The sequence below is a fragment of the Phormidium pseudopriestleyi FRX01 genome, assembly GCF_017313335.1.
In the GTDB taxonomy this organism is placed as follows: Bacteria; Cyanobacteriota; Cyanobacteriia; order Cyanobacteriales; family Laspinemataceae; genus Laspinema; species Laspinema pseudopriestleyi.
This window is the reverse complement of record NZ_JAFLQW010000667.1, coordinates 1-21951: the sequence shown is the minus strand read 5'-3', so window position 1 is coordinate 21951 and position 21951 is coordinate 1. Positions and strand designations below refer to the sequence as shown.

Here is a 21951-nt window from a genome sequence, read left to right as displayed (position 1 = left end):
GATACAGGGGAGGGGACCAGAGATTGAGTCAAGTTTTTTCTCAAAAACTTAGACGGGTAAGGCGGGGTGGGGGTTAGGTCTTTGATTCATCGTGAGAATCCTAATTTTAATTCTCGAAATCAACTTGACAAATTAAACACTGAATTTGCTATTGATTTGACTGAATTTGTCACATCTTTTAAAGTTTGGCTCATGGGTTGCTGTTGGAATAAAAATACCCGGGCACAGTTCCGTCCGGGCATTCCCGAAATCGAACCGCCGGGATGAGTTCCAGCGCCGGTTAAAAACAGCCCGTCAATGGGCGTTTTGTAATTAGCAATTTCCGGGAGGGGGCGGAAGAAAATCATCTGGTCTAAGGTCATGTCAATATGGTAGTGATTTCCCTTATAAGACCCAAGGCGATCGCTGAGTTCCGCTGGACTTTCTACCCGTCGCGCAATAATTGAATTTTTGAGATTAGGTGCATAATCGGAGAGTTTATCAATCAGGCGATCGGCCACTTTGTTTTTGAGTTCGTCGGTCCACCCAGTGCCCTTTTGTCCGGTTCCTTCTGCGCCGTAAATCTGATAGGGAGCGAAGAATTCCACCCAGAGGGTATGCTTTCCTTCCGGGGCCATTGATGGGTCGAGAACCGTGGGAACTACGGCATACATGGAGGGATTTTCATCCGGAACAATGCCAAGTTGACAGAGACTATGAGCTGTTTCTACATGATGCACGGAATCGGCAATAACGACGGACCCAATTAAATACTCATCTTGATGATTGTAGGCTTCAAATCTGGGTATTTCCGAGAGGGCACAATCCAGTTTGAGAATACTTTCATTGTTGTTCACAATGCGGCGTTCTACCCGCTCGCGTAAGTTGGGATCGCGGGAATCAATATCCCCTGGATCAACAAGATTTAAGAAGACTCGTTTGACATCAATATTGGAAATAACTCCTTCTTTGGCGCGGTATTCTTGTCCTCCGTCAACGCGGACACCGACGGCACGACCATTATCGATTAAAATTTTTTCGACGCCGCGATCGCACAAAATTTCACCCCCAAGACTGGTGACTCGATTCACTAATGCTTGGGTGAGTGCGCCGGTTCCTCCTCGGGGTCTCGCCATCCCGGGATTATGCCGCATTGCCATCATAATTGCACCGACAGACATCCCTTTTTGTGAGGGAGGTACGCTCATTTCTGCGGCGAGTCTAGCTAAAGGTGCTTTGACAACTTCGGTATCAAACCATTCCTCTAACATATCTTGAGGACTACTGAGCATGGTTCGGGCAAAATCAAGGATTTTATCCGGGGTTCCGAGTAAAGACAGTAGGTCTTTAATTTTATCGAAATTATAATTGCCAGTGATATCGATAATCGATTTAGGCGGCGCGTTGAATATCGGGGCGATCGCATTCAAAACTCGCTGCCAATATTGGACAAATTCACCATATTTCTGGGCGTCGCGCTCACTGTAGCGGGCAATTTCACGACAGGTTTGGTCTACGGATTTATGGCCGAGAAAATATTTTCCATCGGGTTGTGGACAAAACAGTACCGGGTCGCAATACAGATAGTCCAATCCATATTTTTTCAGTTCTAATTCTTCCACCACTGGCCCGAGATGGATAAATTCATGGTCGATCGCACAGAGGTTAAATTTAAAACCCGGTGCTTCTTCAGGCAAGGATTCTTCTGTCGTTGCTGCACCCCCGGGAACTGAGCGTTTTTCTAAAACTAAAACACTTTTACCCGCTTTTAAAATGTAAGCCGCACAGACTAAGCCGTTATGACCGGCTCCAATTATAATTACATCGTACTGAGACATGAAAAAACTCCTATTAAATTCCCGCTTGCTGTGAATTTTACAAAACTTAATCCTCCGGTGGATTCTACCTCCAGAAAGAGATTCTGCCAGCAGGGGGATGATTTTTGAGTCATTCGGTCCGAGCAAAAAAAGGGTCAATCGATGGATTGTTGCGGAAATTCATGCTATATTAAGTCCTGATTTAAGATTGAAGGCGATGGAGCTCGCCATAACCGCCAATTCAGCGATCCCGATGGGGGGCTGAACGGCTGATGGCTCCTACCTTTCTTGGCTGAATGCCGGGAGGTAGGGCGATCGCATCAATCCACTCCTGGAGCAGCCACTGCACAACTGTTCAGGAGCATGAGCAATGTTAATCAGTACAATTTGGATCTTAGGGATGGGCTTTTTTGCGGGTCAGTTCGCCCGTCGCCTCGGTGCACCCCCGCTCATTGGCATGATTTTGGTGGGGATCATCCTCGGTCCCGAGGTGGGAAATCGCCTAGAACCGGGAATTCTTGCGGCTGCGGATGATTTGAGAACCGTGGCGGTGATGATTATCCTGATGAAAGCGGGACTCGGACTCGATCGCGAAAAGTTGGCGGAACAGGGAACCGTAGCTCTACGATTAGGCATTTTACCCGCTATCTTAGAAGCAATTGCGATCGCCATTGCGGCGATGTTTCTCTTCCAGTTTGACCTATTAACTGGATTGCTCCTCGGTTGCATTATTGCCGCCGAATCTCCCGCCGTCATTGTCCCGGGAATGTTGCGTCTCAAACGCTTGGGTTGGGGCGTCGAAAAAGGTATTCCCGATGCCATTTTAACCGGGTCGGCCCTTTCTGATGTTGTGCTATTACTTGTTTTCAGTTTACTGTTAAATTTCCTCCAACAAGGGGAAATGGAGCGAGTCATTTTGCCCGGGAGACTCTCATTAAATCCGCTCTTATTACTTCCCCTCCAAGCAGTTATGCAGGTGATTTTAGGAACCATTGCCGGTTATTTAGCCGCCCAATTATTAGTCTCTCTCCTCGAACACCAAAGCTGGAGTAAAAATCAGGTTCAAGATGTCTTAATCGCCGCAGTTGTGGCGGCATTTGCCGTGATTGCCGCCCGCCAATTCCCTTATTTTTCGGGGTATCTAGCGGTCATGTCAATGGGATTCTTTTTAATCGAACTGGATGCACCCCTGGCCCGTCAACTCCGCAATGGATTTAATACCCTATGGATTGTGGCGGAAATTGTCTTATTTGTGTTAATGGGAGCCAGTATTCATCTCCAAGTTTTGGGCGAGATGTTCTTACCCGGCCTTGCTATTTTAGCCGTGGGTTTATTAATCGGGCGAACCCTGGGTTGGACACTTTCTACGGCAGGGAGTAATTGGAATTGGCAAGAAAAACTGTTTTTGTTACCTGGAAATTCTGCAAAAGCAACAGTGCAGGCGGCCTTGGGTGCGTTACCTTTAGCTTATGGAATTGAAGGGGGTGAAATTATTTTAGCCATTGCTGCCTTGGCAATTTTAGTGACTGCTCCTTTGGGGGCTTGGGCAATTCCAACTTTTGCTCCAAAATTGCTAAAAAAAGGAGAAGTAGACCCAACAAAAGTGACGGTGAATGCTCGGACTCTGTTTTTGGCAGCAGTGGATCGTTCGCCGGGGGCAATGGAAGTTTTGAAACAAACGGCAGATTTAGCTCGGCGTAGTCATGGAGAGGCGATTGTTTTGTATGTAGTCACAGAAGACAATCCGGAGGAAATTCAAGCAATTCAGAAGATAACCCAGGGAATTTTAGCGGATATTCGCCATCGGTTTATGACTGAAAAAGGTCCAGTTGTGGATACAATTTTGGCCTGGTCGCAAGCCCATCCGGTCACGGCGATTGTGGTCGGGAAACGCCCTAATCCAGACCGACAAGGGGCGGCAGTGGGGTCGGTTTCTCAAGGGGTTTTAGCGGGGAGTCGCGTTCCTGTTTTAGTCGTCCAAACCGGGGATATCGCCGTGGAAACTGCTCAGAACTAGAGCAATTTTTCTCTGAAATTTCCCCTTTGAAAACGGGATAGAGGGATTTTCAGGGCGGAGTTTTAGAATTGAGCAAACGGTCAGAAGTATGGATAATCTCCAGCCAACTTCTGACCCGATGGGGAGAGTGAAAAACCTTTTTCGTAAAAAAATAAAAAAAAGCTTGACCTGTTTTCTGAAGAGTGGTATAAGAAAAAAGGGCTTTCAGAACCATCTGAACTGCCCAATCTTAAACGCAACTTAAACAAGTAAGGAATACTCAAGTGGAAAGCTCTGGTAGTAGTTGTATTCCAACGATTACTCAGGCAGACTCAATGGCTGACGAGCCTTTAGACGAACCTCGACCGCGTTTCCCCACAACTGGGCGGTTTAGTCAGAGAAATGACCTAGTGTGACTCCACCTGTGAGTTTTCTGGTTCATCTCGTGACCGCCCGGGAAGAGGGCGGTCATGTTAGGAATGGAGGTAAACCATGAATCACAGAAAGCTTAAAGATTTAAACGACGGATGAGGGTTAGGCCAGCAAACAGTTAGCCTAACTGGATGCCGGATCAGAAATTAAAGCCCCTGTTGCTAATTTTGGTTAGCGTTTTGGGTCGCGATCGCCAATGGAAATAAATCCTTGGTCCATCGCGAACTGGATGCGCTTGGAAATATCATGAAGGGGAATTCTGCAACAGCGATCGCAACAAACCTGAGATTCTGTTGCCTGATTTCGCCTGCATTAGACTCTATAGAAGATTGGGGAACAAACCCCAAAACACACTCCAAAATGTAGAATCAATGAGAGAGTAGAGCATGAACGATAATAATAACGATAATATTACGGAAGTCCCGTCCGTTCAGCCGACGACCCGAGACGCATTACGCCAACTCGTGCGATCGCAATTGCAGGCATTACTCGAACAAAATAACCTACCCGGAGCAAAAGCATTACTGGTTCCAGTCCAACCGGCTGATATCGCTGAGGCGATTGAAGGATTACCGCAAACCATGCAAGCGATCGCCTTTCGGTTATTATCCAAAGAAGAGGCAATCGAGGTTTATGAATATCTGGACTCCAGTATTCAATATGCCTTAATCGAAGAATTTAAACGCCAGGACGTGCTGGACATTGTTGATAAAATGTCCCCGGATGACCGCGCCCGGTTGTTTGATGAATTGCCAGCCAAAGTGGTCAAGCGTATCCTAGAACAACTGAGTCCCGACGAACGTCAAACCACCTCCTTGCTCTTAGGTTATCCCCCAGACAGCGCCGGGAGAATGATGACCCCGGAGTATATCGCGGTCAAAGAAAACATGACCATAGGAAATGCCCTAGACCGGATTAGAAATTTAGCCAATGTCAGTGAAATCATTTATTATCTGTATGTAACCGATGCCTCTCGGCACTTAATTGGCACGATTTCTCTGCGGGATTTAGTCGTCTCGGAACCGCAACAACTGTTATCAGAAATTACTCGGCGAGAACCCGTGTTTGTTTCCACGGAAACCGATCGCGAGGAAGCAGCGCGATTAATTCAACGCTATGATTTTCTAGCCTTGCCTGTGGTCGATAGCGAACAACGTCTCGTGGGCATTATCACCGTGGATGATGTCATGGATGTGGTGGAAGCCGAAACCACGGAAGATATTTATGCCCTCGGTGGGGTGGAAAGTGGGGGAGAAAACTATTTTCAAACCAACCTATTCACCGTGGTGCGAAAGCGTGTAGTTTGGTTGTTTATTTTATTAATTACAAATACAGCAACCTCGGCAGTGATTCGGGCCCGAGAAGATATTCTCCAACAAGTGGTCGCACTGGCAGCGTTTATTCCCTTACTCATTGATACGGGGGGGAACGTCGGTGCACAGTCCTCCACCGTGGTGATTCGCGGGTTAAATATCAATGCAATTCGGGAAGGAAAAGCCTGGAGAATTATTGGACGGGAGACGATCGCCGGGGGGCTGTTAGGGATCATGCTGTCCATTGTCGTCACCGTTTGGGCCTATTTCTTAGCAGGAAATCTGCTCGTTGCCATTTCCGTGGGCGTGAGTTTGCTGGCGATTACCATCCTGGCATCCTTCGCTGGATCCGCCCTGCCGTTTTTATTTTATCGAATGGGTTTTGATCCAGCATTGATGTCAGCGCCCTTTATTACCACCGCTGTGGATGTCCTGGGGGTGCTAATTTATTTAACGGTGGCACAGCAGCTTTTGGGAGGTACGCAGTGACTGGGAAACCACTGGAGATATCCTGTTCGACGCGCCCTGTTTTGCCTCGGGTGACGGGTTCGCGTCCCCTTAAATTGTATAGAATAGTGATCGGACTGGATCCAGGGAGTTAAACGTGACTGAACCTCAACCGATATCCTCTCCCCTCGGGACCCTGTCGCGGAGAGAAATACCTGACTTAGTGCGATCGCAACTGGAAGCCCTCCTCAAACAAGGGGACCTCCAGGGGGCTAAAGCGATTTTAGTCCCGGTTCAACCTGTGGATATCGCCGAAGCGATCGAAGGAATGCCCGAAGCGATGCAGGCGATCGCCTTTCGCTTGCTATCCAAACAGGAAGCAACGGAAGTTTACGAACATCTCGATACCAGCGTCCAACAGGTGCTTTTAGAAGACTTCAAGCGCCAGGATGTCCTCGATATCATCGGCAATATGTCCCCGGACGATCGCGCCCGACTGCTGGATGAGTTGCCCTCGAAAGTCGTGCGCCGATTGCGGGCGCAACTGTCTCCCACGGAATGGCAGTCCACCGCCCTGCTGATGGGCTACGAATCGGGAACTGCTGGGAGAGTCATGACCCCGGAATATATTTCCGTCCGGGAAAACATGAGCGTCAGTCAAACCCTAGAACGAATTCGCACCCTGTCGCCTGTCGCGGAAATTATTTATTACCTCTACGTCATGGATAGCGATCGCCGGTTAACCGGAATCGTTTCCCTGCGGGACTTGGTGATTAGTTCCCCCGAGGAAAAAATTAGTGAAATCATGACTCAAGACGTGGTGTTCGTCCATACGGATACCGACGGAGAGGAAGTCTCTCGCCTGATTCAGCGCTATGATTTCCTGGCGATCCCCGTGGTCGATCGCGAGCAACGCTTAGTCGGGGTCATCACCATTGATGATGCGATCGACATTATGGAACAGGAAACCACCGAGGATATTTATGCCTTGGGTGGGGTCCAGTCCGATGGGGATAATTATTTTGAAATGAGTTTATGGACGGTGGCGCGACGGCGTGTCGTGTGGCTGTTCGTCTTATTGCTCACCAATACCGTCACCGGATCCATTATTAACTCCCAAAAAGACCTATTGCAGCAAGTCGTCGTCCTCACCGCCTTTATCCCCCTACTCACGGGAACTGGAGGGAATGTCGGTGCCCAGTCTTCCACCGTGGTGATTCGCGGGATGAATACCGATGAACTGCGCTTACTCGGACCGATGAAAGTCATCTTCCGTGAGGGGATTGCTGGAGCATTACTGGGGACAATTTTGGGAACCCTCGCCACCATCTGGGCCTATTTCCTCTTGCAGGTGAATATTCAGGTGGCTTTCTGTGTGGGCGTTTCTCTGATTGCAATTTCAATTTTGGCATCGGTGGCGGGTTCGTCCCTACCGTTTTTATTCCGCGCCATCAAGTTAGATCCCGCCCTGATGTCAGCGCCGTTTATTACCACTGCGGTGGATGTATTAGGTGTTCTAATTTACTTTAATCTGGCCAAGCTGTTTCTAGGATTGTAAAATGGCAATTGTAATGTAGGCTCCGGTTGGTGGGTAAGGACTCCATGTCAAATCACCGTCATTGGCTAGAAACCGCAGAATATGCTTCCTTGTTCGCGTCAGTGGTGGCGTCGATAGTGGCGGTCTTTTTAAATTGGGCAATCTATGTTGCCGCCCCGCTGATTTGCAGTTCCCTGATTCTGAATGCGATCGCCCGGTATCGCCTGGAACACCAAACTCGCCGAGTTAGTGGAACCACGAATCGACTGCATCGACAATTGGCGGAAGAACTCGATATGCTCACCCAACGGGTGGAATCCCATAAGCAACTTCCCGTTCCCCAAGTCGAAGTGGAGGAAGGCAGTCGCCCCCCTTCGTCTACGGGGTCCCCGGATGAACTCGCCCGCTTTCAAACCCGATTGGCTAAGTTAGAATCGGTGGACCTCTCCCAGATTCAGCGCGAAATCACCGGATTGAAAGAGCAATATGCCCTGTTGGATGAAAGTCTGGGCAATGCGATCGCCTATCTGAATCGCTCATCCTTTGCCTACCGCTTAGAACGAGTGGAGGAGGCAATTTCCCAATTGACCTCGCAAATCGTGGTGCCCTCGCCCCCACCTCGCCCACAACCGGAACCCGCGACGCCGGAACCCGCGACATCGACAACCCCTTCTCAACCCGCTAAATCCAAACCGCCCTCGTCAAAAATCGTCCTGCCCTCATTCACGGGACCCTCGGAACCCACGGCACAGAATTGGATCTGTCGGCACAGTTTGCCCGCCCATGCCGACTGGGTGCGATCGCTGGGAATTACCCCCGATGGTCAAATCCTGGCAACGGGCAGTTTTGATACCAGTATTAAACTCTGGAAACTCGCCACCGGAGAACTGTTGCAAGTCCTCGCCGAACACAAACGCGGGGTTTTTTCCATTGCGATCGCCCCGGATGGCAAAACCCTCGCCTCTGCCAGTTGGGATAAAACCATCAAACTCTGGGAACTCCCCGGGGGAATTTGCAAAGAAACCCTCACGGGACATGAGGGTTCCGTCCGCGCCTTGGCGATCGCCCCGGATGGCAAAACCCTAGTCAGTGGCAGTTTTGACGAGACGATTAAGTTGTGGGATTTGTCCACTGCTGAATTAATCGATACCCTCACAGACTATACCGGACCCATCTTTTCCCTCGCCATTTCCCCCGATGGTCAGATTCTCGCCCGAGGCGGTGGTGATGGCACTATTACCCTCTGGCAGTTCCAAACCAAACAACCGATGTCGGTCCTCAATGGCAGCTTAGATGCAGTCGAGGCGATCGTCATCTCCCCCCAACAACTCCTCATTGGCGGCAGTGGCGACGGCAGTATTCAACTCTGGAATTTGGAAACCGGAGAACTGCTGTGGAGTCTAAGCGCCCATTTAGGACCCGTAACCGCAGTCGCCCTCGCCCCAGATGGGAACAGCTTTGCCACAGGCAGCGCCGATGGGACGGTCAAAATTTGGCATTTACCCACGGGCAAATTAGTCTGTGCTTTAACGGAAGAAAGTGGGGCCGTTATGTCCTTAGTTTACAGTCCCGATGGACAACTGCTCGTCAGTGGCAGTGCCAAAGGCATGGTCAGAATTTTGGAACGGGAGTAGTTTGACTGTTTTTGTTTGGGGGATTGGGTTGCGGGGAGACCTAACCCCCCAACCCCCTTCCCTGCGAGGGAAGGGGGAGTCGGAGAGAGGTCCGGCACAGATCTCCGAACTAAAGGCGATACTGGCGATAGACTTGAGCTGCGGCACGATGTAAGAGAGAATGGCGATAGACCAAACCTCGCATATCCTCGCAATATCCGCCCCCAATCACACAGGCAACGGGATATCTGGCAGCGAGACAGGTGCTTAATACCTGCATATCCCGCCGAAAAATCCCTGTATCACTCAGGGATAATTTACCTAGGCGATCGCCTGCATGAACATCCACTCCAGCGTCATACAAGACTAAATCGGGCTGGAATTGGCGGAGTAAATCTGGTAAATAACCGGCGACGGTTTGTAAGTATTCATCATCCTCCATTCCCACGGGTAAAGGGACATCTAAATCACTGGTTTGTTTTCGCCCGGGGAAATTGGCCTCACAGTGTAGAGAAAAAGTAAATACATCGGGGTCATTTTGAAAAATAAACGCCGTCCCATCCCCTTGGTGCACGTCCAAATCTACAATTAAGACTTTGCGAATTCCCGCTAATTTTTGGATCATCCGCGAGGCGATCGCCAAATCATTGAAAATGCAAAACCCTGACCCAAAATCTGGAAAGGCATGATGGGTTCCTCCTGCCGTGTTGCAAGCTAATCCATGCTCTAACGCCAGTTTTGCGGTCAAAATTGCCCCACCAATGGAGATACAAGTGCGATGGGCGATCGCCTCACTCCAGGGTAATCCAATCCGTCGCTGTGCTTTGGTGTCGAGAGTGCCTTGGCAATATGCCTGGACATAAGCGGGGTCATGGACTGATTCAATCCAGTCCTGGGGTGGCAATTCTGGCGTGTGACACTGTTCGGGAGTGACAACGCGATCGCCTACAAGCATTTCATAGAGTAACCGAAACTTTTCCATCGGGAACCGATGGGATGGGGGCAGAGGGGCCACATAGTCAGGATGATAAACGATGGGTAAGTCCATGTCAGGGGAGGTTTAGCGTTGCCGGTGTGCAGTCAACTTTAAAATCTAATTTAAACTCTAAAATGGGGATAATTGATAGCAATACAGGAGGGCGATCGTGCAATTTATCACTTGGCAGTCTGGCAACAGCAATCCCGAGATGGTCCAAAATTTCGAGATAATCCGGCAATGGTGGCGCAATCTCAACCATAAAGAGATTATTTTGCGCCAACGCATCCTCTCGGAAAAGGACGAGGTTCGAGAATTGGATTGGGAACCCCAACGCTTTGACGAAACCTTTGCGATCGCCAACCCCGATATACGCGGCATTACCCTCTATTGGCAAAAACCGGGAATGTCAGACGAACGTAATACCACCGTCAGACAACTGCAACTCGACCCCAAACGGCAGCAACTCTACATTTATCCCCAATCCCAACCCACCCTCGTCATGCAGATGGGAGTCGCTGCCTTGAAATATCAAACCTTGACCTTGAGAGAAGCCGAAATTTCTGTAGAAGACAATCAAACCTTAATTTTACGAGATACAACCCGATTAATCGAGGTAAAACTCAAACTAGATGCTGAAATGATTGCTTCCCTCAAACAGCAATTACCCGAGTAAATAACCAGGCACTCCGATGTGCATACGGATCGAGAATTGTAATATTGGAAATGTTTTCCTGAATTTATCCCCTTCAAACCATTCATTATGTCTTTAGAAACTCCACCTGTCAAAACCGATATCTCCCCGAACAAAGGGAAGAAATTGCCCTCAAAAGTTATAATTAAACTGGGCAAATTTGTCTGGACAACCCTCTGGCAACTGATGATGTCAAAACTCGCCCCGCGCAATCAGACGGGGGGATATATTCGTCCCACCAGCGAGTTTAGAAATTCCGTGGGAACCCAACCGGAAAACCCTTATCCCCCGGCAAAGGAACGGTATCGCCTGTATGTGGGATTAGGCTGTCCTTGGGCGCATAGGACCCTCGTGGTGCGATCGCTCAAAGGATTAGAATCGGCCATTTCAGTTGCGATCGTCTCCCCCTCTCCCGATGCCGGAATCTGGGTCCTTGACCAAGCAGAATACGGCTGTCAAACCCTCCCAGAATTGTATGCGATCGCCCGTCCCGGATATCAAGGACGCTGCACCGTTCCAGTCCTCTTTGATACCCAAACCCAGACTATTGTCAACAATGAAAGTGCTGAAATCATCATGATGCTCAATTCAGAATTTAATGAATTTAGCACCCACCCTGAACTCAATTTATATCCCGAATCCTTACGCGAAAAAATAGAATATTGGAACGATAAAATTTATCCATCAATTAACAACGGCGTCTATCGCTGCGGATTTGCCCAAAGTCAAACCGCTTATGATACTGCCTGCACTGAACTCTTTACAACCCTAGATGAAATAGACGCTGTATTGGAAACGAACCGATACTTATGTGGAAACCAATTAACCTTAGCCGATGTGCGGCTATTTACCACCTTATTTCGCTTTGATATCGTCTATTACGGATTATTTAAATGCAATAGACGCCGCATCCAGGACTATCAAAACCTAGGAGGATATCTCCGAGACATTTATCAACTCTCCGGAGTATCCGACACCTGCGACCTCGATAGTATCAAACGAGACTATTACGGCAACCTCTTCCCCTTAAATCCCGGGGGAATTATCCCATCCGGACCCACTATCACCAACTTACAGTCACCCCACCATCGCGATATCTTAACCCATTCTGTAAGTTCGTAGTAACGCCTTCAGGCGTTATTTCTTCAGTTCGTAGTAACGCCTGAAGGCGTTACTACGAACTGAAGAATAATCGGGTTTTTGGTGTTTTAAAACCCGATTGTTTTTAGCATTGCCAGATGCTTGTTTAAGGGGGCGATTGTATTGGCGGCGATCGGGTACTCTAGCACCACTCCCGGGCGATACCATTGCGCAAACATAAAGGCCATTTCTGCGGCGCTAGTCCCCGATGCAGGCAGTCCAGAGAGCAGAAAACAGAGTAAATCCAACCAGTTGCGGATAAACGGGTCCTGAATCACCTCATCCATGACTCGACTAAAAGGCCCGGTGAGTTTGACGATGTTCCCCAAGTGAGCGATAGCAGCCGGTGCAAAACGTGCCGAGGCGATCGCCTTCGCCGCTGCTGCTAAAGGTTCCATCACCTGTTGCAGCTTCCGCCATTCCTGAACCGCGCCCCTACCTCGCAACTCTTGCAGCACCTCACAAAACGGGTCTGCACCTACCGCAATCTTTAACTCACCTTCCGGAAGATAACAACCCCAAGTATCATAAGTCAGACAAGGAACCGTCTCACCAATGGCATCCAAAACTTGTTTAAGCGGGTGAGCCGAGGGAGAGTCAGACAAACCCGAATGCAACGATGGACCCGAATCAAAGGTATAACCATTTCTCGAAAAACTATGAGATGCACCGCCTGCTATGCTGGGACTCTCACAAACCGTTACTGCAAAACCATACTGTGCCAACAGTGCAGCACAGCACAATCCGCCAATTCCACTCCCGATTACCACAATATCGGTCAGTTCTTCTGGGGAGGGTGTGGGTTCAAAGGATTCAAACACAGGAGTCACAGTTGCTGGATCAGACATTCAGGACATGATTTGCCTATGATATCAGCAAATGGGATGAAAGACATCCTTCATGACTCAATCAGCCCTCTGACTTCCGCTAAAGCCTCTTCACCGGAAATGCGCTGAACAGAGCCATTTCGGACCTGATCTCTGCGGCGCTGGGCTTCAGTCACCCAAACCGCCTGAATTGCTGAGTCAGCACTGAACTCCAAACTTTCCACTAACTTATCAGCCAGAAGTGCTCTCAACTCACTAGGCAGGGATAATATTTCCTCAGTCAGTTGCTCAAGTGACCGCATAATTCTTGCCAGAACATTGAACTTTAAAATATAAATTATAGCAGATTAGGGATTTAGGTCTCTCAACTTTCTTCTCCACAGTAAAAGTTTGAGCCGATATGGGTTCGACTAAGCTGCTTACGCATTTAAACTGAATGATCCTAGCGAGCAAGATGCTCGCACTCCAACGGTTTCATGATTTTCTAACCTCCAATTTAGACAGGCAACAGCTGATCAAGCAGGTTGATTTTAACAACCCTTAAACCGACATCACCTGTTTGTACCGTAAAGCTGCTGATTTTAAGGCATCATTAGGTTTCGGAGGATTGAGAATCGCATCCACAAACGCTTCACTGTCTTCTCGACTTAGCTTGAGAGTTTGGTGATGCTCAATCACTTTGTAGGCTTCTGCTTGAACAGCAGCTACCACAAAATCTGTCAGGGTTCGTCCTTGTAAATCAGCAGCCTTCTGCACAAGAGCCTTAGTTTCCTGACTGAGACGAGCTTCTAGCCGCGCTGAGGATTTAGAATCAGTTGGAGGAGTCATGGGGGTTGCTCCATAATATGAGATAAAAGCTATAAATTAAGGATATACGGCAATTTGCCGGATGTCAATCCGGGGCCGGTTCAGGGGCCGCATACCCAGGGCAGTGGCGCGGGAGGAGGGGAAGGAAACAGAGGGGACGGCGATCGGTTGGCTCATAGGGGGGCTGATTATTGATGCGGATACTATTGCTATATTGACTAGAAATGAACTTGGGATTCACGAGTCATTAGCTGACGTTGTACCGATTAAAGTCTACTAATTAAATCGCCGCGCCTAAAGGTGGCAGATAGCTGCTGCAAGGAAATTTCTTGTTGGCCATAAAGAGCCTCAAGGGCTCGTTGAATATCCTGGACTGAGCCATTAAAATAATCCTCACTCTTTTGGTGAATAAGCTGCTGGGAGCGTTGGAAATTCTGATGGCTAATATCTTTAATTTTAATATTCATATCAGCCAGCAGTCTCCGTCCCATCTGCATGGCAATAAAGCATGAACCATAACGAACGAAGGATGGGTCTGTTTGCTCTGGCCGTTTGCGACGATTTTCTGAAATTCTATACAGCAGAACAGCCAGAACCACTTGGGAACCGTTCAAGTCATCGGTAAATATTGAATCATACAGTTTCCCAAAATGCTCACGAGAGAAGAATTTGGCTTGATGAGGCTTTTTTCTCCAAATAGATAGGACAGCTTCAGCGGCTACTCCTGAAGTAATATCTGTCTGTCTGTTGCTGGTATCAGAACGCTTACGTCGGTAATTGAATCCCAAAGCCTGAATATCCATTTCCAGTTGTTTCTGGCGTTCATCATTAGCGCGTAAATCTTTCAAATCCACTGGATTTTGACTATTAGTGGCGTAAGTAATTCGTTGAACAAAAGCTTGGTCATCTGGAGGTAATTGATATAATCGCACCAAAACATAAGCTTGGGCATTTTGATTCAGCAAACTGGGTTCTTGCAAGGTTTTAAAAATAGTCATGCAGGTTTGTCCCCCGTTAATAATTTGCAAGTTTTCCACCCGAACCTGATAATCACTATTTTGTAGCCCGTTATAATAAAAGTTATCACAAATTAGAGTGATTCCATTATTATAAAAATAAAAGTTATTTTTCTCATCGCTAGTCAAAGTATGTTTAATGCTCTCGTTAACCCGGTTTCCTTGTAAGCCTAAGTAACGCCGGATATTACGCTCTAATAATCGTTCTCCATGTCGCTGAATCAGTGCAGCGATTTCAGTAACGGAAATTCTGCCGACTAATACGCGGCTAAACTCCATATCCTCAATGATCGCCTTACCACTGAGTTGCAAAGAATCTTTGACGGGTTTGGGCGATTGCAGGATTTTAACTAATCGCTCGTGATTAATATGTTCCCATGTCACCTGCTCACCAAAACCCGTGCGGTTAATAGCTTCCTGAGCCGATGAATTCCACCGGATGCCATTATTGCAAGCTAATGCTCTAACTTGTGGAATGTAACCATCACGAATTAAACTGCGAGCTTCTTCCACTTTGGCGAGTAGTCGTTGATTAATATGTTCCAGTCTAGATGCTGGGTTAAATAAGTATTGAATTGCCTTGATTAAACTATCTATTCCTTGTTCAGGGAAGTTGGATTGTCCGTCTAGATTATTTCTATATCTTGCTTGAAATAAGCTTACGGTAAATTCACCATCGTACTCCTCAGAAATGTGGATGGCATCTACTCCAAAATCACCCCCCCCTTCGGTTAAGCAATCAAAAGCGTCGTCATCCCCTAAATCCAAGAGGGTTTTAACACATAAATACACAAACGCTACGGATTTGAGCCTGCCTTCATCTCTGATGCCTAACTCTGCCCCCGACTTTTCCTGAATCTCGTTAACGACTGATGCTAAACGTTGGTCAATAATAGATGCATTGATATTCATATATTTAGAGGTCGTTACATAAAAGCGATGAATTAAGGATATAGGGCTAATTTGCCGGATGTCAACCATGAACGGGTTCTGGCTGGGGGCGTATCCCTAGCGCGGTGGCACGGGTGGAGGTGCCATCCGGGGTGGAGGGAAACTCTCCTGGTAAACCAAAGTCAAAGGCAGATCTGGACGAAAACTAGCTTCACCTAATGCTGGATTACCAGATAAAAATGGATATCGTTCAGGGTTACCCATGATCTTGAGATTGAGACGCCTCTAGCACTTTTAACATTGTATCTGCTGCCTCATCTGCACTATATGGCGACCACAGGGGGTAAGATTGCTGAGACTGAATCAGACTGGTTTCCTGCTGGGCTAATTCTGAGAGCAGAATCTGCATGATATAGAACTTATCTGAACGACTCAGCGCTCTGAAGGTCGAGATTAATTCCGATGACACTATGTCAAACACTCCAGTTAAGCAAGATTCACGTTTCTATTCTAATTGCTCCCGTCCGTTGCGGTGAAATTCATGAACCGGGATAGGGCTGTTCGTACCCACTTCTTGCTGACAAATCCTCCCCAAGTTGAGGAACCTTCAGTAAAATAGGTGCAGTGGTGGAGGTACAGAGGATGGATGCGAAGCAGTGGCTCAAGGTGAATCAAAGCCTATTGGGGGAAACGGCGCTGGTGGGTTTGCTGGCTATGCTGACGGTGGCCGCTGGTGGGCCGCTTTGGGGGATGGTGGGCAATTTTTTGGCGGGGATGGAGGCGAATCATTTAGGGGCGTTGAGGGAGCGGTTTCGCAATCATGGGGAGGTGTTGCGGAATGAGGATTGAGCGAAGGCGGCGGGACGGACGGTGGGGAAAACTTTAGAGGAGCGCATCATCCCCCAGTTCCCGAAGTTGCGCGCCGGATTGCAGGGGTTGGCGGATGGGGTGGAAGCCTATTGGTTGGAGCGGGTGCAGGGCATTAATGTGTTTGAAACCTTGCAGGAGGAGCAGCTTCATGACTTGTTTAGCCAAGCTCCGGAAGGGTTCAGCAACTACCAGGTTTTGAAGGTGGACCAGTGGCAGGATTTGAGTGAGGATTTGGTGGCGTGGGGCTATCGGCGAGGGATGTTGCCTGGGGAAAGGGCGAAGTATAAGGAGGTAGTGGCGGCGTTGGCGGGGGAGTTGGCGGCGAATTTTGGCAAGTATTTGTGTACAGGTGTTGAAGGATGACCCGAAAGCGTTTGCGGGGATGGTGTTGGATTTGCATGGGGCAACTTTGGCGAACCTTCAGGAAATTCAGCAGTATTTGCCGAAATTGGCGCACCGGGAAGATGTGGAGCGGGTGCTGCAACGGATGGAGGAGCTTGTGCGGGATGAATTAGGGGAATTACGAGCAGTGCTTCAACAATTTGTAAATAACAATAAGCCCAAGTTATCCCAATTACCGCTATATCGCTGTCATCTACTGTAGAGGAAATAGAGATTACAGTTCTCATCCTTAACACGGGCCAAAGATTGACTACCACTGTTCCAAAGGATCTCTTGTTAAAGATATTGAAAATATCTCTTGTCCAGAAGTTGGGTCTTCCTAATGAATTTTCCAATGGTTGGTCGGTAGACTATGTAATGATGAACAGAACACAAAACAAGCTCTTAAAAGATGACTTAACTGTTAGCGAAAATCACATATGCACTGGCGATACGCTTGTGTTTATGGTGGCTTCGTTGGCGGGCTGATGCTAATCCTGTATCTATAGCCAACCTAAATCATTTTGCGAATGGACCCTCACCCCCAACCCCTCTCCCTTGAAGGGAGAGGGGAGCCGATCCAGTTGCTAAATTCATTTAGAACCGCTATAGCAGTCCTAAATTAGTGGGTTCATGGATCCATATCCAAAAACCTTGGATTGCGGCACATCGCTCGCTCTTCTTCCTGTGAGTGATGACCGTATAGAGTAGAGGTAAGTTCAATCTGATGTCTCGTTCTTCTTCCTGTGAGTGATGACCGTATAGAGTAGAGGTAAGTTCAATCTGATGTCTCGTTGAGGCTCCCGATCGCTCAGGAAATGCGGTTGTTAGGGTGGAAATTCAAGGATGAAAGAGATGGGGTCAGGGTTCCTTGCTGATGTTTATGCTTTCTTTGCCTAGCCGTAGGGTATAATCACTCTATGCAAACCCGACGCATCACCGGACGGCTCTATCCCAATCGCCACCAAGAAAGCAAACTGTTTGAATGGCGGCGATTGCATTGCTATCTTTACAATGCAGCCCTATCGAACCGGAAGACCCAGTATCAGCAATTGGGTCACTCTGTCTCGTATTTTGAGCAGCAAAATAGTCTGCCCGAATTCAAAGAAGTTTGGCCCAAATTCAAAGAACTGGGTTCCCATGCGTTGCAAGCAACTCTCAAGCGGGTTGATTTTGCCTATCAGCGTTTCTTCAAGGGATTGGCAAAATATCCTAAGTTCAAATCCATTCGCCATTACTCTGGTTGGACATATCCTTGTCCCTCGGGGTGGAAAGCCGAAACAGATGGGAAGAATGGCTATCTGAAACTCTCCAACTTAGGCAGAATTCAGATGCGGGGACAAGCCCGAACTTGGGGCAATCCCACCACCTGCACCATTGTGTATCCTCAGGATAAATGGTACGCATCCATCACTGTAGCCTGTGAACCCAAACGGGAATTAGGAAGCGGGATTGTAGGCATGGATTTGGGATGTAAGGTGGCGATCGCCCTGAGCACTGGGGAGATAATTAAAGCCCCCCAATTTCTCATCCAGGCTCAACCCAAAATCCGCCATCTTGCTAAAAAGCTGCGTCGGAAGCGCCAACCTGAAAAACGCAAAGTTAAAGCCGATCGCCGTTGGCTGGCAACCCAGAAACGCATCCGCAAACAGAAGCGCAAAGTTGCCAATCAACGTCAGAATTGGGTTCACCAACCGGCCACAGAAATCACCTGCCGTCATAGCATCGTGGCTACGGAGAAACTCAATCTTCAGGGGATGACCCGCAAGGGCAAACGCCAGAACAAGCAGAAAGCTGGTCTTAACCGTTCCATCCTAGATGTAGGTATGGGAATGCGGCGATCGGCGCTCAAGTACAAGCTTGTGGAGGGGGAAGGCTTTTTTATGGAAGCACCCACCCAGAAGCTGAAGCCGACTCAACGATGTGCCAAGTGTTGGCAGCTTACACCCAAGACGTTGAGCGATAGGATTCACGTTTGCTCCAATCCAGAATGTGGTCATCGGGAGGATCGGGATATTAATGCGGCCCAAGTCTGTGAGATTTGGGCGCGGGGTCAGGAACTGACCTCGTTAGACGTGGAGCCATCCAGCGCTACCGATTGCGGAAGCATGAGGCAACTGGGGGCGAGGAAACGTCAAAAATCTCGTGCTAGCGAGGTAGTTCATGTTGTGGAATCTGGCCACAGGGAAAGAAATCCCTAGTTTCAGCGCTGAAGCAGAGTTAAACTGGAGTTGATTTACCCTTGACCCTCAGCAAAGGCGGGATATAATGTCATACCCCCATCAACAAAGATGGTTTCTCCATGTACATAGTCTGACTCATCGGAGGCCAACCAGATGGCGACTTTGGCGATATCTTCGGGAGTGCCAATCCGTTTGTAGGGAATCAATTTGAGCAGTTCGGCTTTGGCTTTGGGGGTATCCCAGGCATCTTCATTAATGGGAGTTTTAATGGCACCGGGGGCAATGCCATTGACGCGGATTTTGTGGTGGGCAACTTCTTGGGCGATACTTTGCATAAACAGTTTGATTCCACCCTTAGAGGCGGCATAGTTGGAGTGACCGGCCCAAGGTATAATTTCATGAACGGAACTGATAAAGATAATTTTACCGGCAGCGGGCGATCGCCCTTCAACCACTCCTCTCCGCATAAATTCTTTCACCGCTTCTCGGGTACAAAGAAATTGGCCGGTGAGGTTGACATCCATGACTTTTTGCCATTGTTTTAGGGTCATGTCAATGAGATTCGCGTCTTGCTGAATCCCAGCATTATTGATTAAAATATCAATCGTGCCCAACTGTTCACACAGTTGAGAGAACATTTTTTGCACATCCTCTTCTTTGCTGATATCCCCTTGAATGGCGATCGCCTCACCCCCTTGGGATTTAATTTCGGCAACCACTTTTTCAGCCCCTTCCAGACTGCTACGATAGTTTACGACTACTTTCGCACCCGCATTTCCCATCCCAACAGCAATCCCCGCCCCAATTCCCGAACTCGAACCGGTTACCAAAACTACTTGATTTTCTAAACTTTTTCCACTCATCGGCTATTCTCTCAACGCGCAAGGATATTTGAGGGTATTAAATTCTGCTTTAGTTTAGGAGACGGTTCTGTGATTCTGAAACCGCCCACAGATAGAGATGGAAGCGACAATTCTCCGGAAATTGGGCAAATTCCTCCCTCGTGATTCGGAAATCCGGAGTCAATTGATTAGAATTTCAGGTAAAGTTGTGTAACAGCAAACTTAGGCATTTGCAGGCGATCGCCGATCGCAGAGTGCTCTCCCATCACGGTAGAGTTCTGCATCAAACTAGCCCTGACGATTCTGGCGATAAGGGGTCATTCCCTTAGATTTAAAGGAAAAAAGGTGTATTAAACTAACTATGCTCCCAATTTGGATTGCAACAGTAGCTTGGGGACTCGGTTCCATTCTTTGGGCGGAACTGGTACGAGATTTGTATCATGCGTTTGCCCATGTTTGGCAACCTCTCTATCGCTTGCACGTTTGGCATCATCGCGTTTTTCGTCCGAATCTCACCCCAGCGAGTGAAGAGATTTATCAACAAGCGCATTGGCGCAATGACGTACCCGAGGCCCTGGTTATGTTGGGGTTCGGACTGTTGTGGTGGTTAGGGGCATATCTGGTTCTCCCGAGTCACCACTGGGTTGCTGGAATCGGGTGTCTTTATACCCTGAGCTTTTTAGGGAGTGCGATCGCCCGGGGTTCGGGAATACCGGGGGCCGATCGCTTAACGGATCTCACCCACCAACCGGGTCCTTTTGCCACGCCACCCTCGCGATGGTTTGTGAATCGTCCCTACCACTGGCGACATCACTTTGATAACCAAAATGCTTATTTTTGCGGGACATTTACCTTTATAGACAAACTTATGGGTACTGCACTTTCCCTCAAAGGCAAAACTGTAGCGGTTACCGGGGCCTCTGGAACCCTGGGGCGATCGCTGTTGTTACATCTCCATGAAGCGGGGGCCAAAGTTATTGCCCTGACTTCTGGCAACGAGGCGATCGCCTTAACCCTAGAGTCAGAAACCCTGGAAATTAACACGGTTACCTGGCAAATCGGTCACGAAAATGACTTAGCTGCCTTATTTGAAAAGGTCGATATTCTCATCCTCAATCATGGCATGAACGTGCATGGCGATCGCACCCCAGAGGCGATCGCTAATTCCTATCAAGTCAATACCTTTTCCTCCTGGCGTTTGATGGAACTGTTTTTCACCACCGTTCGTACCAATCAAGACATCGCCCGCAAAGAAGTCTGGGTTAACACCTCCGAAGCTGAAGCAAATCCTGCCTTTAGTCCCCTCTACGAACTCACCAAACGCACCCTCGGTGATTTAGTCACCTTGCGGCGATTAGATGCACCTTGCATCGTTAGAAAATTAATTCTTGGCCCCTTTAAAAGTAATCTCAATCCCATTGGGGTCATGTCTGCCAATTGGGTTGCCAAACAAATTGTCAAACAAGCTAAAGCAGATAATCGGAACATCATCGTCACCATTAATCCCCTGACTTTCATTACCTTTCCCATCAAAGAACTGTTGAACTCAGTTTACTTTAAACTATTTAGCCGTCCCGGGATTCAGGGAACTCAACCCTCGGAAACAAACCACCCATTGCCCTAACGCAGACTCAAAACCAACAATCCCGCCTGTATTGCTACGGGCGGGATTGTCTATTATTTTGCTTTACTAAAAAGACCTGACGGCCTGTCTTAATAAGCACCTAAATCTCGGTGCGCTTTCTTATGGTTTTAATATAACTGAATTGACCGATAAAGTTTATCCCTCTACAGATAGAACCTGTTGCTACCTCTAGGGATAAGCAACTCCCCTTCCAGGCACTCCTTAATCAGGCATTCACTGTTTTAAAGTTCCTGTTCTCTTCAGTCTGGGTTGGGGCCTTCGTTCCTGTAGCTATCCCCTCGAATTTGTCGGCTTTTACTCTGATTACTGGGGAAATCCATCGGTAAAAATCAACAATCCCGCCAGAGGGCTTCTAGCGGGATTGTCTGTTATTTTAATTTACTAAAAAGACCTGACGGCCTATCTTATCAGCACCTATTCTCGGTGCGGTTTCTTATGTTCTTAATGTACCCGAACTCTAAGGCAAAGTTTATCCCTCTGCAGATAGAACCTGCTTCTACCCCTTCCGGCAGCCTCTTGGTAGCAACGATACATCCCCTAGATTT

At 48.2% G+C, this 21951-nt stretch carries 19 protein-coding genes, 1 pseudogene and 1 riboswitch; of the genes and pseudogenes, 11 read left to right on the top strand and 9 right to left on the bottom strand.

Features of this window, described 5'->3' with window-relative positions; all coding sequences use genetic code 11:
- Positions 1-119 precede the first annotated feature (119 nt).
- A complete protein-coding gene (gene crtO, locus J0895_RS25030) occupies positions 120-1817 on the bottom strand; it encodes a beta-carotene ketolase CrtO (RefSeq protein ID WP_207090696.1) in 1698 nt (565 codons plus the stop codon).
- A gap of 183 nt (positions 1818-2000) precedes the next feature.
- Positions 2001-2085, top strand: a riboswitch (Fluoride riboswitch).
- Between the two features lie 81 nt (positions 2086-2166).
- Here crtO and J0895_RS25025 point away from each other — a divergent pair.
- From J0895_RS25025 to J0895_RS25010, 4 genes are all read left to right on the top strand, one after another.
- Positions 2167-3813, top strand: a complete 1647-nt coding sequence (locus tag J0895_RS25025; RefSeq protein ID WP_207090695.1) for a cation:proton antiporter domain-containing protein — start codon at positions 2167-2169, stop codon at positions 3811-3813.
- 797 nt (positions 3814-4610) lie between these two features.
- Entirely contained in the window at positions 4611-6026 is a 1416-nt protein-coding gene (gene mgtE, locus J0895_RS25020; RefSeq protein WP_207090694.1) for a magnesium transporter, read from the top strand.
- A gap of 115 nt (positions 6027-6141) precedes the next feature.
- Positions 6142-7542: a magnesium transporter gene (mgtE, locus tag J0895_RS25015; RefSeq protein WP_207090693.1), complete on the top strand. Its 1401-nt coding sequence runs from the start codon at positions 6142-6144 to the stop codon at positions 7540-7542.
- 44 nt (positions 7543-7586) lie between these two features.
- Positions 7587-9155, top strand: coding sequence for a WD40 repeat domain-containing protein (locus J0895_RS25010; protein ID WP_207090692.1), 1569 nt, complete (start codon positions 7587-7589; stop codon positions 9153-9155).
- 109 nt (positions 9156-9264) lie between these two features.
- Here J0895_RS25010 and J0895_RS25005 read toward each other — a convergent pair whose 3' ends face one another.
- Entirely contained in the window at positions 9265-10182 is a 918-nt protein-coding gene (locus tag J0895_RS25005; RefSeq protein ID WP_207090691.1) for a histone deacetylase family protein, read from the bottom strand.
- 97 nt (positions 10183-10279) lie between these two features.
- Between J0895_RS25005 and J0895_RS25000 the strand changes: the two genes are divergently transcribed.
- Together J0895_RS25000 and J0895_RS24995 are read left to right on the top strand one after the other, a co-directional pair.
- On the top strand, positions 10280-10786 hold the full coding sequence (locus tag J0895_RS25000) for a hypothetical protein (protein WP_207090690.1): 507 nt from the start codon (positions 10280-10282) through the stop codon (positions 10784-10786).
- Positions 10787-10873: 87 nt separating this feature from the next.
- Entirely contained in the window at positions 10874-11926 is a 1053-nt protein-coding gene (locus J0895_RS24995) for a glutathione S-transferase family protein (protein WP_207090689.1), read from the top strand.
- 140 nt (positions 11927-12066) lie between these two features.
- On the opposite strand, the pseudogene J0895_RS24990 reads toward J0895_RS24995, so the two are convergent.
- The 6 genes and pseudogenes from J0895_RS24990 to J0895_RS24965 all read right to left on the bottom strand — a co-directional run.
- Positions 12067-12792: pseudogene (locus J0895_RS24990) on the bottom strand (phytoene desaturase family protein); the annotation flags it as partial.
- Positions 12793-12842: 50 nt separating this feature from the next.
- Positions 12843-13073, bottom strand: a complete 231-nt coding sequence (locus tag J0895_RS24985; protein WP_207090688.1) for an addiction module protein — start codon at positions 13071-13073, stop codon at positions 12843-12845.
- Positions 13074-13311: 238 nt separating this feature from the next.
- Positions 13312-13599 carry a type II toxin-antitoxin system TacA family antitoxin gene (locus J0895_RS24980; protein ID WP_207090687.1) on the bottom strand — a complete coding sequence of 96 codons (288 nt, stop codon included), beginning with the start codon at positions 13597-13599 and terminating at the stop codon, positions 13312-13314.
- Positions 13600-13663: 64 nt separating this feature from the next.
- On the bottom strand, positions 13664-13819 hold the full coding sequence (locus J0895_RS24975; RefSeq protein ID WP_207090686.1) for a hypothetical protein: 156 nt from the start codon (positions 13817-13819) through the stop codon (positions 13664-13666).
- A gap of 25 nt (positions 13820-13844) precedes the next feature.
- On the bottom strand, positions 13845-15506 hold the full coding sequence (locus J0895_RS24970; RefSeq protein ID WP_207090685.1) for an AIPR family protein: 1662 nt from the start codon (positions 15504-15506) through the stop codon (positions 13845-13847).
- Positions 15507-15741: 235 nt separating this feature from the next.
- Positions 15742-15894: a hypothetical protein gene (locus tag J0895_RS24965; RefSeq protein WP_242541581.1), complete on the bottom strand. Its 153-nt coding sequence runs from the start codon at positions 15892-15894 to the stop codon at positions 15742-15744.
- A gap of 233 nt (positions 15895-16127) precedes the next feature.
- Here J0895_RS24965 and J0895_RS24960 point away from each other — a divergent pair, with 233 nt between their 5' ends.
- From J0895_RS24960 to J0895_RS24945, 4 genes are all read left to right on the top strand, one after another.
- On the top strand, positions 16128-16334 hold the full coding sequence (locus J0895_RS24960) for a hypothetical protein (protein WP_207090684.1): 207 nt from the start codon (positions 16128-16130) through the stop codon (positions 16332-16334).
- 21 nt (positions 16335-16355) lie between these two features.
- Positions 16356-16718: a hypothetical protein gene (locus tag J0895_RS24955; protein WP_207090683.1), complete on the top strand. Its 363-nt coding sequence runs from the start codon at positions 16356-16358 to the stop codon at positions 16716-16718.
- Complete coding sequence (locus J0895_RS24950; protein ID WP_207090682.1) at positions 16684-16959, top strand: hypothetical protein; 276 nt, start codon at positions 16684-16686, stop codon at positions 16957-16959. Before J0895_RS24955 ends, J0895_RS24950 begins: the two co-directional genes overlap by 35 nt.
- 697 nt (positions 16960-17656) lie before the next feature.
- Positions 17657-18937 carry an RNA-guided endonuclease InsQ/TnpB family protein gene (locus J0895_RS24945; RefSeq protein WP_207090681.1) on the top strand — a complete coding sequence of 427 codons (1281 nt, stop codon included), beginning with the start codon at positions 17657-17659 and terminating at the stop codon, positions 18935-18937.
- Positions 18938-18972: 35 nt separating this feature from the next.
- Here J0895_RS24945 and J0895_RS24940 read toward each other — a convergent pair whose 3' ends face one another.
- Positions 18973-19782 (bottom strand): SDR family oxidoreductase, encoded by an 810-nt coding sequence (locus J0895_RS24940; protein ID WP_207090680.1) that lies wholly within the window; start codon positions 19780-19782, stop codon positions 18973-18975.
- Between the two features lie 340 nt (positions 19783-20122).
- On the opposite strand from J0895_RS24940, the gene J0895_RS24935 reads away from it, so the two are divergent.
- The gene (locus J0895_RS24935) at positions 20123-21385 is read left to right on the top strand and encodes a bifunctional sterol desaturase/short chain dehydrogenase (RefSeq protein WP_207090679.1); all 1263 of its coding nucleotides are present in this window, start codon (positions 20123-20125) and stop codon (positions 21383-21385) included.
- Positions 21386-21951: the final 566 nt, after the last annotated feature.